Origin of the sequence: Rheinheimera tilapiae, from assembly GCF_042432165.1 — a bacterium.
In the GTDB taxonomy this organism is placed as follows: domain Bacteria; phylum Pseudomonadota; class Gammaproteobacteria; order Enterobacterales; family Alteromonadaceae; genus Pararheinheimera; species Pararheinheimera tilapiae.
Window position 1 is genome coordinate 1,418,099 of the sequence record NZ_JBHLXP010000001.1, and the last position, 14,482, is coordinate 1,432,580.

A 14,482-nucleotide genomic window follows, 5' to 3' on the forward strand; every position below is an offset into this window, starting at 1 on the left:
GGAGCGAGCACGATGAGCAAAATAGTTGACGATCTACGTATTCTGGCGGAAAAGCCATTGAGTCCACCGTTGGTGCTGAAAAAAGCGCTGCCATTATCAGAACAAGGGGCATTGTTTGTTCAGCAATCGCGCCGGGAGATCGCCGATATTGTGCACGGTCGGGATAAACGATTGTTGGTGATCACCGGGCCCTGTTCGATCCATGATCCGGTTGCGGCGATTGATTACGCCGAAAGACTGAAAGCCCTGCAGTTGCAGTACGCCGACAGTCTGTACATCGTGATGCGAGTCTATTTTGAAAAACCACGTACAACTGTTGGCTGGAAAGGTTATATCAATGATCCGCATTTAAATGACTCATTTGATCTTGAAACCGGGCTGACCCGCGGGCGCGAGTTATTGCTGAAATTAGTCGATATGCAATTGCCAACAGCGACTGAGGCATTGGACCCGATTAGCCCGCAATACCTGTCGGATTTAGTCTCATGGGCCGCAATTGGCGCCAGAACTGTGGAAAGTCAAACCCATCGCGAAATGGCCAGTGGTCTATCGATGCCGGTTGGATTTAAAAATGGCACTGACGGCAATTTAAACATCGCGTTAAATGCGCTGCAGTCTGCTGCCAGTCCGCACAGTTTCATCGGCATCAATCAGCGTGGCGAAGTCGCCTTAGTACAGACTGCCGGCAATCCGGACGGACATATCATTCTGCGTGGCGGTAGCAAACCAAACTATGATGCGGACAGCATCAATGCTGCAGTTGCTGTGCTCGACAAACATCAGTTACCGCGTGGGATTGTGGTTGACTGCAGTCATGGTAACTCGAACAAAGACCATAACCGCCAGCCACTGGTCGCTGAAGCTGTGGTGGCGCAGCGCGTAATGGGGAATGACGCCATTATTGGTCTGATGCTGGAAAGTAATATTTGTGGTGGTAAGCAGAATATCGAGAATGGCAAAGCAGAGCTTTATGGTGTGTCAGTCACTGATGCCTGTATCGACTGGGCCACAACGGCACAACTGCTTGCGGGTCTGCACCATCAAATGTTAGGTGTTTGTCAGGCTGCCTGAGGCTACTTATGACCATTTCAACTTCAGCCCAAGCGGCATCAGCGGCAGAACTGGCGCCGCTGCGACAACAAATAGATGCGATTGACACACAGCTGGTGCAACTTTTGGCTGCTCGGGCCAAAGTCACGGCGCAGGTCGGTCAGGTCAAGCAACAATATGCTTTACCTCTGTATGTGCCGGAGCGGGAAAAAGCACTGCTGGAAGCGCGTCGTGCGCAAGCCGAAACGCTGGGCGTATCACCAGAGCTGGTGGAAGACGTGCTGCGCCGGGTAATGCGTGAGTCTTATTCTACGCAGGAAACTGGCTTTGTCTGCTGTCGTGAAGGCGGTGGTAAAGTCGTTATAGTCGGTGGTCGCGGTGCACTGGGTCGGCGCTTTGTTAGTTTGTTTCAACGCTCAGGTTTTGCTGTGTCTGTGCTGGAACAAACTGACTGGCCGCAAGCGGCAGAGATTTGTGCTGACGCTGCGCTGGTATTACTGGCGGTGCCTATCGCCGTCACGGATCAAGTCATTGCGATGCTGCCAAAGCTACCCGCTGATTGTGTACTTGCCGATATTACCAGTATCAAAGCCGCCCCATTAGCTGCCATGTTGCAGCAGCACTCAGGTCCTGTGATTGGCTTGCATCCAATGTTTGGCCCGGACATCAGTAATATCGTAAAACAAGTGGTTGTCGTATGTCATGGTCGCGGGACAGAGCAATATCAATGGCTGTTACAGCAGTTCAGTGTTTGGGGCGCCGTACTCACTGAGAAAGATGCCCGGCAACATGATGAACTGATGCAGTTAATTCAGGCCATGCGCCATTTTAGTTCGCTGGTTTATGGTGTGCATCTGGCAGAAGAGCATGCTGATTTGCCGCAACTGTTAGAACTGAGTTCGCCAATTTACCGCTTGGAATTGGCGATGGTGGGGCGGCTGTTTGCACAAAATGCCGAACTCTATGCCGACATTATGCTGAGCTCAGTTGCTGTTACCGGCCTATTGCAGCGTTATCAGCATAGGTTCAATCAGTTATCGCATTTATTGGCGGCGCGCGACAAAGCCGGGTTGATGGCGGAATTTGCCAAAGGTCAGGAATTTTTTGGACCGCTTGCCAGCCAGTTCTTGCAGGAAAGCCGGCGTTTGCTGCAAAAGGCTGCGGATGAGCGCAGTTAAGCCTGCGCTGTTGTAACTGGTCAAGATTGGGCGGCCGCGTTAGACTGGCCGCCATTTTTGTTAAATGTATACGCACACTTGCTGAAATTCTCCGTTCACCGTCTATTTCAAGCGCTGCTGTCAGTGCTGCGTTACTGCATCCTGGGCGTATTGACTCTGGTGTTGTTGTTTGCGCACTTGCCTGTACCTTATACCGGTGTGATGCTGGAGCGTCAGCTCAGTGCTTGGTTTGCAGGTAAAGACCAGTATCAGCCCCAGCACCAATGGCGCCCTTTAGCGCAGATCTCACCAAATCTATTGCAAGCGGTGGTTGCGGCAGAAGATCAGAAATTTTTGCAGCATAGTGGTTTTGATTTACAAGCCATTGAAAAAGCGTTGGTTTACAACAGCAAAGGCCGCAAAATACGTGGCGCATCTACCATTAGTCAGCAAACGGCAAAAAATGTATTTTTATGGACAGGCCGTAGCTGGGTGCGCAAAGGTCTGGAGAGTGGTTTTACCCTGTTGCTTGAAGGTGCCTGGGGCAAAGGCCGCATTCTGGAAGTCTATTTAAACAGCGTCGAATTTGGCCCAGGCGTCTTTGGTGCCGAAGCGGCGGCGCAGCGTTACTTCGGCATTTCGGCGGCAAAGTTGTCCCGGCAACAAGCCGCGTTATTGGCGGCGGTGCTGCCGAATCCGCATCGGTTTTTGGTACAAGCTCCATCGCCTTATCTACGTAAACGCCAGCAGTGGATCCAGAAACAAATGCAGCAGCTCGCGCCTGTGCACCGGCAACTGCAATAAAACTACTCCTACCTCTCGGTATTTTGCCGCTTTTCCCAGCAGAACTGCCTTACATTAGCGAAATAATACTGGGCGCATCCGACTTTAGTCGTTATCTTATGACGCTGATCTGCCGTGGGCTTTTGGACATCTTACTGACCTTGCCAGACTCTTGTCAGACAACGGTGCAGCAATAGCACCGCACTATAACAATCTCCGAGGAATCTACTAATGAATGAATTTGTTGCTGTGGTGAACGGCATCATCTGGAGCAAAGCGTTAATCGCACTTTGTCTCGGGGTGGGCCTGTATTTCTCCATACGCTCACGTTTCCTGCAATTACGTCATGTGCGCGAAATGATTCGATTGATGTTTGATGGCAAAAGCTCTGATAGCGGTGTGTCATCATTTCAGGCATTAACCATGACGCTGGCCGGGCGGGTTGGCACAGGCAACATCGCCGGTGTTGCTACCGCTATCACTTTTGGTGGTCCAGGAGCGGTGTTCTGGATGTGGATGGTGGCATTTTTAGGCGCCAGTTCTGCGTTTGTCGAATCGACTCTAGGCCAGGTTTATAAAGAGAAAATCAATGGTCAGTACCGTGGTGGCCCAGCTTTTTATATTGAAAAAGGACTAGGCATGAAATGGTATGCATGGATTTTTGCCATTGCGACTATTTTTGCTACAGGTTTGTTGTTACCAGGCGTACAGGCGAACTCGATCGCTTCTAGTCTGGAAACTGCCGTCGGTATTTCGCCGAATGTTACTGCTGGTGTTTTGGCCATTGTTTTAGGCTTTATTATTTTTGGTGGCGTGAAGCGAATCGCAACTTTTGCTGAAATCGTGGTGCCATTTATGGCACTTGGCTACATTATCGTGGCTTGTGTGGTGATTGCGCTGAACATCGAGCAGCTGCCCGTAGTACTGAAATTGATTATCAACAGTGCTTTTGGCTCTGAAGCCGCTTATGGCGCAATTTTAGGCTTGGCGATCGAATGGGGTGTCAAACGCGGCGTCTATTCAAACGAAGCAGGTCAGGGCACAGGTCCGCATGCGTCTTCAGCTGCAGCGGTTTCCCATCCGGCCAAGCAAGGCCTGGTACAGGGCTTCTCTGTGTATGTAGATACCCTGTTTGTCTGCTCCGCGACTGCATTTATGTTGTTAATCACGGGCCAATATAATGTGCAGGCTGCCGATGGTCAGGCCATTTATACCGGTGTGGCTGGTGTAGCGGCGGGTCCAGGTTATGTCCAAACAGCCCTGGAAAACGTCATGCCTGGCTTCGGCTCTATCTTTGTTGCGGTAGCACTATTGTTTTTCGCCTTTACCACTATTGTTGCGTACTACTACATTGCTGAAACCAATATTGCCTATATCAACCGCACAGTATCGCGGCCTTGGCTTGGCTTTGTGCTGAAAATCGGCATCATGGCTGCAGTTGTTTATGGCACAGTAAAAACTGCAGATATGGCTTGGGCCTTGGGTGACATTGGGGTGGGGCTGATGGCTTGGTTGAATATCATTGCGATTATTCTGCTGCACAAAACCGCCTTTAAGTGTCTGCGCGACTATGAAGCACAAAAAGCGGAAGGCAAAGATCCAGTATTCCATCCGGAAAAACTTGGTATTAAGAATGCCCACTACTGGGAAGGTAAAACCGACGAAGAATTGTTAAGTTCCAGTCTGACTAAGCTGGCAGAACAAGACCAAAAACGCGTTTAACCGCATCGTAAACAAAGCCAGTCTGAGACTGGCTTTGTTTTATTCAGCTCTTTTGGGAGATAAGTCGATGCCAACAGTCCTGACCACCGGCCGATTGCGCTTACGTCACGCAGAATTAAAAGATGCGCCGGCTATGCTGCTGTTAGTTAATGAACCCGAGTTTCTGCAGAATATCGGCGATAAACAAGTGCGGAATCTAGAGCAGGCGGAGCAATATCTGCTTAACGGCGCAATCGCCAGTTATCAGCAATATGGTTTTGGCTTGTATCTGGTCGAGCGGTTATCAGATAACGCTACATTAGGCTTATGCGGACTGGTGCAACGTGATTATCTGCAGCACCCTGATGTCGGCTACGCATTGTTCCGCCAATATAGCGGACAAGGCTATACCTCAGAGGCGGCGCTAGCCGTGGTCGCTTATGCGCGTGACACGCTGGGATTGAATACACTCTGTGGCATCGTGGCTCCGGATAACCTAGCGTCCAAGCGCATCCTTGAAAAAACCGGCATGCGAGCTGCCGGGCAAAAAACAGTGCTTGGCTCAGACAAACTAGTCGATTTTTATCTGCTGGACCAAGTCTAATCAGTTTTCAGCGTCACTGCGTTGGCGCTGAAATTTATCGTATTTTTTCAACGAAACATCCTTCAGGCAGCTTTCTGACAACGGTGACGGCAATAGCCGGCACTGCGCCCGTTGTTCGTCACGCATCTTATTGAACCAATATTCTTCGCTGCCGCGTTGCGGGTTCTGACAGGCAACCAGCGCTGGCAGTACCAGGCTTAGCAATAACAGCGTTTTGCACGACATGGTGTAGTCCATTCCATAATTCCTTTCGGTACTATGCCACAGCCGGACTATGGTCCGCTACTGGCGATAAGGCCAGCAGTGGCTTGCGGTAAAATTTCACCAAACTGCCATAAAACTGCGGCTGTGGTGCCTTATGCTGAGTTTTTATCCACCATTGCCGGAGTGGCTTTGCAAGATTCTCTGCCAGAGCTGCATCAGCTGGAATTGCTACTACGCCATGCGCCTGCGCCCGTTAGTGCGCAGGTTCTGGCAATGGTCAGCGCTGCTGACCAACAATTTCCGCTTTACGCTATTTCTGTCGGCAATGCAGCGCCGGACAAGCCAGTGTTGTTACTCACGGGTGGCATTCATGGGCTGGAACGGATTGGTACTCAGGTATTGTTGGCTTATCTGGAAAGTTTGTGCAGTAGGTTACGTTGGGACCAGCAATTTGCTGCGCTGTTCGATAGGGTCCAGCTTTATATTTTGCCGTTGCTGAATCCGGGTGGCATGGCGCGGGGTTGGCGCTCTAATGCGCGGCATGTGGATTTAATGCGCAATGCCCCACAAGACTGCGTAGAAGGTGCGGCGTTTTTAGTTGGTGGCCAACGTTACAGTAAATTTATACCTTGGTTCCGTGGCGCTGCCGACCAGCTGGAAACGGAAAGCCGGGTCTTGTGCGATTTCGTGCAGCAACGTTTGTTCAGTGCGCCTTTTTCACTGGTATTGGATTGCCATTCCGGTTTTGGTCAGACCGACCGCTTGTGGTTCCCGTATGCGAAATCCAGCACTCAGCCGATTGCACATTTAGCGCAAATGCACCGGCTCCGGGAGCTATTGTTTCAAACCTATCCACATCAGAACTACATCTTTGAACCACAGTGCCGGCATTATTTATGTCACGGTGATTTGTGGGATCACTTGTTTGATCAATCCTTGTTACATCAGCATCTGATGCTGCCGCTGACACTAGAAATGGGTTCTTGGAATTGGGTGCGGAAAAACCCGTTTCAGCTGTTCAAAAGTCATGGTTTGTTCCATCCGGTGAAACCACACCGGGTGAAACGGGTGTTACGCAGTCATCTGATTTTATTTGAATTTTTGCTACAGGCAACTGCAGCTTCGGCACATTGGCTGCCCACAGTGGATAGTCGCAATGCAGTGGAGGCAAATGACTTATGGTACAGCCGGTAGTACTGTTGCGTGGCCTGGCTCGTGAGCAGGCGCATTGGGGGGATTTCCCGGCAAGACTGGCGCAGCAGAGCGCACGGCCGGTGTGGTGCCAGGATCTGCCAGGAATGGGGCAGTTTCATCAGGAGCAGAGCCCGGCTGATATGGCACGTCTGGCCGAATTAATGTTACCGAGACTGCGCCGTCAGCATCCGGGACCCTGGCATTTGGTTGCGATGTCACTCGGAGCCATGTTGGCGGTGCAACTGGCAGCCTTAGCGCCGCAACAAATTGCATCATTGGTATTGATCAATACCAGTGCCGGAACTCTCACGCCGTTCTATCAACGTTTACGCTGGCAGCAGTATCCAAAAGTGCTGAGTGCTTTTTTCGCCCCCGTATCACAGCGCGAACGGCTGATCCTGCAATTGACCAGTCATCGTTGGCAGCCACAGCAACTGCTTCAGGCCGTCGATATCGCACGGCATAGGCCGGTCCAGCGGCTGAACGTGCTGCGACAACTGATGGCGGCCAGCCGGTTTAGTTTGCCGGCAAAACCACAGTGTCCGTTGTTATTGTTAAGTGGCGGCGCAGACCTGCTGGTTAATCCAATCTGTAGTCATCGGCTGGCAGAATACTGGCAAGTGCAGCACCAGCAGCATCCACACGCCGGGCATGACTTGGTGCTGGATGCTCCGGACTGGTTGCTTGGTCAGCTATTGCAGTTTTATGCGAATGCGGATTAGCTCTCGTCAAAATGCAGATGTGGTTTACCAACCATATACTGGCGGCGAAAGTGCAGGAAATAACCAGCAAGATCTTTCGATGCCTGATGATCTCCGGCCAATTGCAGCACTTCAATGCCGACTTCCGCGGTGCAAAGCTGATGCAAATGCGCGGCTTCACGCAGAACATAACCAGATGCAACGGTCGGATTGATGCCGAGAACTGGAAAGCCATCCAGATACGGACTTTTACTGAACATCTTTTTTGCTTCGCGCCAGGTGCCATCCAGCATGATAAACAGCGGCTTTTTACTGCCGGTTTGAACTTCGAGTGGAACTGAGCTGATACAGCGCTCAGCTGCGGCGTATTCATGCGGGAATACTACAACAGGGGCGTATTCCGGCTGCTGCAGCAACTGTAATAATGCCGGGTCAGGATTGGTGCGGTCCCAGACATAGGCGTAGCTGTCTGCGGCCACATCCGCAATGAGCCTACCTGTATTGCTGGGTTTGTAGCATTCACCGGTATACATCAGAAACAAAAACGCACTGCGGGCCGAAGGTGCCGGGATCGCTGCGCAGATACAGTCAGCTTTTGGCAGCAGGCAACCGTCGCAGCGGATCACTTTGCTGCCACGGGCATTAAAAGGTTTGGTGGTTTTTGCGAGCTCGCGCAGGCGCAGCTCCAACACGACATTGGCCAATATAAAATCCCGGCAGCTGAAAAGGCCGGCATTTTAGCGCAGTTGCGCGTTGAAGTCCGATCTAACTTTTTGGCCTGAACTCCTGCGGATATAAACTGATAAAGCGCTGCTGCTGCGGATAGGCAAATACATCCTCTACGATGCCATTGCGGATCCGTTGCTGTTTTTGTTGCCAATAGCCGGCATCGAGTAACTCGGGATGCAGTTCTTGCAATAATTCACGCAATTCAGGCTGAGCTGTAACAAAAGTGGCGATCTGCTCCGGGAACACATCGCCAGGGTGAATGGGGTACCAGGGCTCTGCACTGAGCATGTCGTCCCAGTTCTCCGGCTGTGGAATGGCGCGGAAAGTCATATCAAGTAAGTACTGCACTTCGTCGTAGTCGTAGAACACCACACGGCCATGACGGGTGACACCGAAGTTTTTCAGTAACATGTCGCCCGGGAAAATATTGGCTGCAATCATATCTTTCAGCGCCTGACCATAATCTTGCATCAGCCGGCGTTTTTCCGCCGGACCGGCTTGTTCCAGCGCCAGATTCAGCGGCAACATCCGTCGCTCGATGTACAAGTGTTTAATCACCACCAGCTCATCTTCGACCACCAGCGAGCTGGCGATGCTCTGTTGCAGCTCAGCCAGTAGTTCGGCTGAAAAGCGGCTTTTCGGCAAAGCGACATCGGAGTATTCCAGCGTATCGGCCATTCGGCCGACCCGGTCATGAGTTTTAACCAGATGATATCGGCGTTTGACAGTGTCGCGACCAAACGGCTTGGTATCGGCAAAGCGGTCACGGATCACTTTGAACACATAAGGAAATGATGGCAGCGTAAAGACCATCATCACCATGCCGCGAATGCCAGGGGCCGCAACAAAAGCATCGCGGCTTTGCGCCAGATGTTGCAGTAACTCGCGGTAAAATTCGGTTTTGCCCTGTTTGTGCAGGCCAACCGAGGCATAGAGTTCCGCCAAGGTTTTATGCGGCAGTAATTCTTTTAAAAAATGCACCAAAGCTGAGGGGACTGGTACATCGACCATAAAGTAGGCGCGTGAAAAGCCGAAGATGATGGTCATTTGCTGGGTGTCGGTGATCAGGCTATCGACATAAAGCCCCCGGCTGCGCTGATGTAATAGCGGCATGATAAACGGCTGCTGGCCGTCCGGGCTGACCACCCGGCCCACCACGTACGCGGCTTTGTTGCGGTAAAACACCGATTTAAGAATATCAAAGCGGATTTGATGCACCGGATGGCGGCCGTGGCTGGATTGCGCAACAAAAGTTTTGACGATTAAGCGGATATCACGGTCCAGATCTTCAAATGGCACACCCAAGCTAAATCCGCCGAGAATACGGCGCAAACATTGCCGCAGGCCGTCCTGTGCCGGAAAGTAGCTGTCATAGACCGAGGCCACCGGCGCCGGCAATTGCTGTTTGCTTAAGGTTGATTCGACAAAAATATTCTGATTATGGAAATATTGCCGATCAAACAGCTGACAAAATACCGAGTTGTAGAAGGTTTCAGCCAGTTCCGCCTGCGGGTGGAATTGCAGATAAACCAGATAATGCTGTTTTACCTGCTGCCACAAAGCTTCATCGAGGCAATGCACCGGCAATTCCTGCTGCAGTGCAGCAATAGTTTCGCTGACTCTGGCATCGTAATAGGAGATCCGCTCGGCATTATCGGTGAGAAATCCGCTCCAGTCTGCCGCTGCGAATCGTTGCTGGGCATTGGCGGTAATTTGCTGAAATAGCCGGAAATGGCGGCGAAAACCTCGCATGATGATGTCGGCGATATGCTGAGCTTGTGGCATAGAATATTTAGAGTTAATGCTCAATTTATTGGTTATACCTTGTTCGATAAGCGCTGTAAATCGGACTTTAGTTCTTCGTCCGGAACTGCATGCAGAAGGCAAGGCAGAGATGCTTGAGCTGTGCAGCCGGAGCGGAGTATAGTGACAGCTCCGCTCGTTTCGTTGTTTGAACTGTCAGTGTCAGAGGAGTGCAAACAAATGTTAGTTACTTTTCACAGCAAAGATCATTACCCTATCACCATGTTTGGTGACCCTGCATTGCAGCTGATTCAGCTGATGGGCGCACAACCGAAAGTTCCGGGCGCATTTTATGCAGATGACGTACCGCAAGCGTTGTGGCAGCTGCAGGAAGCACTGGCTGATGTGACTGATACTGCCATGTCTCAACAACCGGGCGAAGAGCCGGTCGTCGGTTTGAAACAAAGGGCAGTGCCTTTGCTAGATATGCTCAAAGCTGCAGTAAAAGCGCAGCATAGTATTCATTGGGACTAATTCTTGTTAAAAGCCCGCCATGCAATGGCGGGCTTTTTCGCACTTACAGACTGCGCTTAAACGTCGGCGCCGCAGTCGGCCCCCGTTGTTGCTCCAGCGCATGCGCCAAACCGATCATGTGCGCTTCTTGCCAGGGTTTACCGATAATACTGACGCCGAGCGGCAGATGACCATCAAAGCCGGCCGGTAAGGTTAAAGATGGATAGCCGGAAATGGCCGCTGCACTGGCTGAACCAAAGTTATATTGATCGCCTTTTACGTGGTCAATGGCCCAAGCGGGACCTGTTGCCGGCACAATCACCAAAGTCCCATTAACCAAATCTTCATCCAGCAACGCAGCAGCCATCTGTTGAGACCGTTGACGGGCCAGTAGATAGGCTGCTTTTTGTTTCTCAAGATCAGTCGCTGCAGCCTGTTCTAAATACTGCTGACCAAAAAATGCCAAAGCGTTTTTGCCTTGTTGTTGGTTAAAGGCAATGACGCTATTGATATCTTTGGCTGCAGCCGGTGCTTTGAAATCTTGCAGCCACTGGTTTAAATCTCTCTTGTATTCATAGACTAAGACGGTAAATTCATCCTGGTAAACGGAATCGGCCAACTGCCATGTCTGCCGTTCTTTTACTGTTACTCCTAACGAAGTCAGTTGTTTTTTCAGCTGATCGAGCATTTTGCCGATCGCAGGGAAGTCTTTGTCGTATTGCCGCACCAAGACTACCTGTCTAACCGGTTGCTGTGCGACGGATGCATTGAGGTCGCCATATTTTTGCTGTGCCTCTGGTGTGGCGATAGCCTGTAACAGCGCGGCTGCATCTGCGACATTTCGCGTCATTGGGCCTGCTGTATCTTGTGAACTGGCGATTGGAATAATGCCGTGGCCAGAAACAGCGCCATGGGTTGGCTTAATACCAACAATATTATTGATTGCGGCAGGGCAGGTAATAGAGCCGTCGGTTTCAGTACCTACAGCCAATAAAGTTAAATCGGCGGCTACTGCTACACCTGAACCTGAACTGGAACCACATGGGCTTTGGCTCAAGACATAAGGGTTTTTGGTTTGGCCGCCAAGTGCTGACCAGCCGCTGGCCGAGCCTTCACCGCGAAAATTCGCCCATTCGGATAAATTGGTTTTGCCGAGAATCACCGCACCGGCTTTACGCAATTGGGCGACTAGCTCCGCATCGACACTGGTTTTAAAATCTTTCAGCACCAAAGCACCCGCAGTAGTAGGCATCTGGTCGGCAGTAGCGATATTGGCTTTCAGTACAATCGGGATACCATGTAGCGGGCCGCGAACCTTACCGCTACGCCGTTCGCTATCCAGTTGTTTCGCCTGACTTAGTGCGTCAGGGTTGATATCTGTCACTGCATGCAGAGTGGGGCCTTGGTCATCCAGCTGTGTTATACGTGCCATATAATATTCGGTCAGCTCCTGTGAACTGAGCTGACCTTGATGCTGTAGGTTTTGCGCTTGATAAAGAGATAAGCGGGACAGGTCTGCGCCAGTCGGATTTTTCGCTAAAGCCGCTGCAGGGGAAATAACTAATAGTAAATACGATAAACGAAACAAAGACATATCATGCTCCTTTTTTATATAGGCACCCTAGCATGCGGGATGGTTTTTAACAAATAACTTACAGACTGCGGCTGTCGCAGAATCACTTCCTTCTGTCGAAAGATAACAATTGCATATCTCCGGTTACGGGAAAGAGCATTTGCTCTATTTTCTTTACAAATGCATGACTATTGTCTATCTACTTTACAAGTACCTAAAATAGCACATCAGGTTATTTATTAAGTGCTTGAATTGTATGGGAAATGTTCTATGGCACACTTCCTGCTATGTTGCGGTTGTTCTAACCTCAAATAACAAGGAACTTTAATCGTGAAAATTAAGTTATTCGCAGCTGCATTGCTGTTAGCCGCTTCTTCTGCACAAGCAACTATCGCAACTGTGTTTGAAGGGATCCCAACTGGTTCAGCTAAATTCAACACCACAGTTATCAATGCCGGTGGCACTGTTAAAACTGACATTTGGACTGACCTGATGGGTGGGACAGTTGTTGACCGCGGCGACTACAGTATCTCCCGCACCGATGGCGGTTCGGTATGGTTTGGTAGCTATGGCACTATGTCTGGTGACGTCATGAGTATCGACCCGTATGGTTCATCTCGCGATGCGTTAGGTTCAAAAGTAAGTGGCATCACTTTCAGTTTTGACAATCCAATTAATTCTTTCGGTTTTGAAGTAGGTGACTGGGCGACTTGCTGTCACTCACCAACTACTGATCTATACATCTCTTTTGATAACGGCGCGCCAATTCTGGTCGCTTCAGCTTCTCAATATGGCGAAGGTCTGTTTAAAAATAGATTCGGCAATTTAGTCCATGAGATCTTTGTTGCTGCTTTTGATGACAGTGGTACTTTCTCAAAAGTACAATTCTGGGGTAACGGTTTCGGTGAAGTGCTGGTCGCTGGCGGCATGGTGAAATATGCTCTGATTGACGAAGGCAGCTTGCCACCGACTCCAGGTGTTCCGGCGCCAGCTTCTGCTGTGCTGCTGGGCTTAGGTTTACTGGCTCTGCGTTTACGCAAACGTGCTTAATTTGCACAGCTAAGAAAAAACCCGGCTTGCCGGGTTTTTTTATTTCGAGACGACAGCCTTTTACACTGCCAGATAATCCAGAATACCTTCGGCGGCTTTACGGCCTTGTGCAATAGCGGTGACTACTAAGTCAGAGCCCCGCACCATGTCACCACCTGCGAAAATCTTCTGTTGACTGGTTTGCAGCGGGAACAGACTGTCTTCCGCGGCCACAACCCGGCCTTTGCTATCGAGCGCAACGCCCTGATCAGCCAGCCATTTTGGTGGGCTTGGCTGGAAACCAAAGGCGACGATCACCGCATCAGCGTCAAGTACCTGCTCTGAGCCTGCAACTGGCTCTGGCGAGCGGCGGCCTTTGGCATCCGGCGCGCCTAAAGCGGTTGTGACCACTTTAACGCCGACAGCTTCGCCTTCTCCATTCACTTCAATCCCAAGCGGCTGCAGGTTAAACATGAACTCGACGCCTTCTTCGCGCGCATTTTGCACTTCGCGGCGCGAACCCGGCATGTTGGCTTCATCACGACGATAAGCACAAATCACTTTGCTGGCGCCCTGGCGAATCGCCGTGCGCACACAGTCCATCGCAGTATCACCACCACCGAGTACCACGACTTTTTTGCCTTTTAAGTCGACAAACGGATGTTCAGTGGTCCAGTTGTGCAGATTGTTCACGTTGCCGATTAAATACGGCAGTGCTTCATACACACCAGGTGCATTTTCATTGGCAAGGCCACCTTGCATCGGTGTGTAAGTACCCAGCGCCAGGAACACCGCATCGTACTGTTCCAATAAGCTGTCGAAGCTGACGTCGACTCCGACTGTGGTATTGAGGCGGAACTCAATGCCCATTTCAGTGAAGATCTCGCGGCGCAGTTTCAGTACGTCTTTTTCCAGTTTAAATGGCGGAATACCAAAGGTCAGCAGGCCGCCGATTTCCGGATATTTATCAAATACCACTGGAGTCACGCCGTTACGGACCAGTACGTCGGCACAAGCCAAACCGGCCGGGCCTGCGCCAATCACCGCGACTTTTTTATCGGTTTTCACCACGGCGGATAAATCCGGCCGCCAGCCCATCTGGAAGGCTTTGTCGGTGATGTACTTTTCAATAGAGCCGATAGTGACAGCGCCAAACCCTTCGTTGAGCGTACAGGCGCCTTCACAAAGCCGGTCCTGCGGACAAACCCGGCCACAGACTTCCGGCAGCGAGTTGGTTTTGTGTGCCAGCTCAGCCGCTTCCACAATACGACCGTCATTGGCCAGTTTCAGCCACTGCGGAATGTAGTTGTGCACCGGGCATTTCCATTCACAATATGGATTGCCACAATCCAGACAACGGTCTGCCTGACCTGCCGCCTGGGTGTCGGTCATCGGCTGATAAATTTCAACAAACTCAATAGTGCGGGCATCCAGCGATTTTTTCGGTGGGTCGACCCGCTTTACATCGATAAACTGATAAACGTTCTGAGCCATAGGTTCC

14 protein-coding genes are annotated in these 14,482 nt (G+C 50.9%); 9 read left to right on the top strand and 5 right to left on the bottom strand.

Features of this window, described 5'->3' with window-relative positions:
- Nucleotides 1–12 precede the first annotated feature (12 nt).
- The 5 genes from ACFFJP_RS06035 (at nucleotide 13) to ACFFJP_RS06055 (ending at nucleotide 5,295) form a co-directional block, all read left to right on the top strand.
- Nucleotides 13–1,071: a 3-deoxy-7-phosphoheptulonate synthase gene (locus ACFFJP_RS06035; protein WP_377241457.1), complete on the top strand. Its 1,059-nt coding sequence runs from the start codon at nucleotides 13–15 to the stop codon at nucleotides 1,069–1,071.
- A gap of 8 nt (nucleotides 1,072–1,079) precedes the next feature.
- On the top strand, nucleotides 1,080–2,228 hold the full coding sequence (gene tyrA / locus ACFFJP_RS06040; RefSeq protein ID WP_377241459.1) for a bifunctional chorismate mutase/prephenate dehydrogenase: 1,149 nt from the start codon (nucleotides 1,080–1,082) through the stop codon (nucleotides 2,226–2,228).
- Between the two features lie 57 nt (nucleotides 2,229–2,285).
- Nucleotides 2,286–3,011, top strand: a complete 726-nt coding sequence (gene mtgA, locus ACFFJP_RS06045) for a monofunctional biosynthetic peptidoglycan transglycosylase (protein WP_377241462.1) — start codon at nucleotides 2,286–2,288, stop codon at nucleotides 3,009–3,011.
- Between the two features lie 210 nt (nucleotides 3,012–3,221).
- Nucleotides 3,222–4,712, top strand: coding sequence for an alanine/glycine:cation symporter family protein (locus ACFFJP_RS06050; RefSeq protein ID WP_377241464.1), 1,491 nt, complete (start codon nucleotides 3,222–3,224; stop codon nucleotides 4,710–4,712).
- A 67-nt stretch (nucleotides 4,713–4,779) separates the two neighbouring features.
- Nucleotides 4,780–5,295 carry a GNAT family N-acetyltransferase gene (locus ACFFJP_RS06055; RefSeq protein WP_377241467.1) on the top strand — a complete coding sequence of 172 codons (516 nt, stop codon included), beginning with the start codon at nucleotides 4,780–4,782 and terminating at the stop codon, nucleotides 5,293–5,295.
- Here ACFFJP_RS06055 and ACFFJP_RS06060 read toward each other — a convergent pair whose 3' ends face one another.
- A complete protein-coding gene (locus ACFFJP_RS06060; protein ID WP_377241469.1) occupies nucleotides 5,296–5,532 on the bottom strand; it encodes a hypothetical protein in 237 nt (78 codons plus the stop codon). It abuts the gene before it with no gap.
- A gap of 156 nt (nucleotides 5,533–5,688) precedes the next feature.
- On the opposite strand from ACFFJP_RS06060, the gene ACFFJP_RS06065 reads away from it, so the two are divergent.
- Both ACFFJP_RS06065 and ACFFJP_RS06070 read left to right on the top strand, forming a co-directional pair.
- The gene (locus ACFFJP_RS06065) at nucleotides 5,689–6,693 is read left to right on the top strand and encodes a M14 family zinc carboxypeptidase (protein WP_377241471.1); all 1,005 of its coding nucleotides are present in this window, start codon (nucleotides 5,689–5,691) and stop codon (nucleotides 6,691–6,693) included.
- Nucleotides 6,678–7,415 carry an alpha/beta fold hydrolase gene (locus ACFFJP_RS06070; protein WP_377241473.1) on the top strand — a complete coding sequence of 246 codons (738 nt, stop codon included), beginning with the start codon at nucleotides 6,678–6,680 and terminating at the stop codon, nucleotides 7,413–7,415. The genes ACFFJP_RS06065 and ACFFJP_RS06070 overlap by 16 nt, the downstream gene beginning before the upstream one ends.
- On the opposite strand, the gene ACFFJP_RS06075 is transcribed toward ACFFJP_RS06070, so the two are convergent.
- Together ACFFJP_RS06075 and aceK are read right to left on the bottom strand one after the other, a co-directional pair.
- Complete coding sequence (locus tag ACFFJP_RS06075) at nucleotides 7,412–8,098, bottom strand: tRNA-uridine aminocarboxypropyltransferase (RefSeq protein ID WP_377241475.1); 687 nt, start codon at nucleotides 8,096–8,098, stop codon at nucleotides 7,412–7,414. The genes ACFFJP_RS06070 and ACFFJP_RS06075 overlap by 4 nt on opposite strands.
- Before the next feature lie 61 nt (nucleotides 8,099–8,159).
- On the bottom strand, nucleotides 8,160–9,908 hold the full coding sequence (gene aceK / locus ACFFJP_RS06080; protein WP_377241477.1) for a bifunctional isocitrate dehydrogenase kinase/phosphatase: 1,749 nt from the start codon (nucleotides 9,906–9,908) through the stop codon (nucleotides 8,160–8,162).
- 198 nt (nucleotides 9,909–10,106) lie between these two features.
- Here aceK and ACFFJP_RS06085 point away from each other — a divergent pair, with 198 nt between their 5' ends.
- Nucleotides 10,107–10,400, top strand: coding sequence for a DUF1840 domain-containing protein (locus tag ACFFJP_RS06085; RefSeq protein WP_377241479.1), 294 nt, complete (start codon nucleotides 10,107–10,109; stop codon nucleotides 10,398–10,400).
- Between the two features lie 43 nt (nucleotides 10,401–10,443).
- Here the strand turns inward: ACFFJP_RS06085 and ACFFJP_RS06090 are convergent, their stop codons facing one another.
- On the bottom strand, nucleotides 10,444–11,973 hold the full coding sequence (locus ACFFJP_RS06090) for an amidase (protein ID WP_377241481.1): 1,530 nt from the start codon (nucleotides 11,971–11,973) through the stop codon (nucleotides 10,444–10,446).
- Between the two features lie 309 nt (nucleotides 11,974–12,282).
- On the opposite strand from ACFFJP_RS06090, the gene ACFFJP_RS06095 reads away from it, so the two are divergent.
- Nucleotides 12,283–13,002, top strand: a complete 720-nt coding sequence (locus ACFFJP_RS06095) for a hypothetical protein (RefSeq protein WP_377241483.1) — start codon at nucleotides 12,283–12,285, stop codon at nucleotides 13,000–13,002.
- A gap of 60 nt (nucleotides 13,003–13,062) precedes the next feature.
- Here ACFFJP_RS06095 and ACFFJP_RS06100 read toward each other — a convergent pair whose 3' ends face one another.
- Nucleotides 13,063–14,475 carry a glutamate synthase small subunit GltD family protein gene (locus ACFFJP_RS06100; RefSeq protein ID WP_377241485.1) on the bottom strand — a complete coding sequence of 471 codons (1,413 nt, stop codon included), beginning with the start codon at nucleotides 14,473–14,475 and terminating at the stop codon, nucleotides 13,063–13,065.
- Nucleotides 14,476–14,482: the final 7 nt, after the last annotated feature.

What these genes read in the sequence shown, in the direction of transcription:
- ACFFJP_RS06070 (WP_377241473.1), top strand. Translation starts at nt 6,678, where the DNA reads ATGGTACAGCCGGTAGTACTGTTGCGTGGCCTGGCTCGTGAGCAGGCG.
- ACFFJP_RS06100 (WP_377241485.1), bottom strand. Translation starts at nt 14,475, where the DNA reads ATGGCTCAGAACGTTTATCAGTTTATCGATGTAAAGCGGGTCGACCCA.
- ACFFJP_RS06085 (WP_377241479.1), top strand. Translation starts at nt 10,107, where the DNA reads ATGTTAGTTACTTTTCACAGCAAAGATCATTACCCTATCACCATGTTT.
- ACFFJP_RS06035 (WP_377241457.1), top strand. Translation starts at nt 13, where the DNA reads ATGAGCAAAATAGTTGACGATCTACGTATTCTGGCGGAAAAGCCATTG.
- aceK (WP_377241477.1), bottom strand. Translation starts at nt 9,908, where the DNA reads ATGCCACAAGCTCAGCATATCGCCGACATCATCATGCGAGGTTTTCGC.
- tyrA (WP_377241459.1), top strand. Translation starts at nt 1,080, where the DNA reads ATGACCATTTCAACTTCAGCCCAAGCGGCATCAGCGGCAGAACTGGCG.
- ACFFJP_RS06060 (WP_377241469.1), bottom strand. Translation starts at nt 5,532, where the DNA reads ATGGACTACACCATGTCGTGCAAAACGCTGTTATTGCTAAGCCTGGTA.
- ACFFJP_RS06090 (WP_377241481.1), bottom strand. Translation starts at nt 11,973, where the DNA reads ATGTCTTTGTTTCGTTTATCGTATTTACTATTAGTTATTTCCCCTGCA.
- ACFFJP_RS06055 (WP_377241467.1), top strand. Translation starts at nt 4,780, where the DNA reads ATGCCAACAGTCCTGACCACCGGCCGATTGCGCTTACGTCACGCAGAA.
- ACFFJP_RS06050 (WP_377241464.1), top strand. Translation starts at nt 3,222, where the DNA reads ATGAATGAATTTGTTGCTGTGGTGAACGGCATCATCTGGAGCAAAGCG.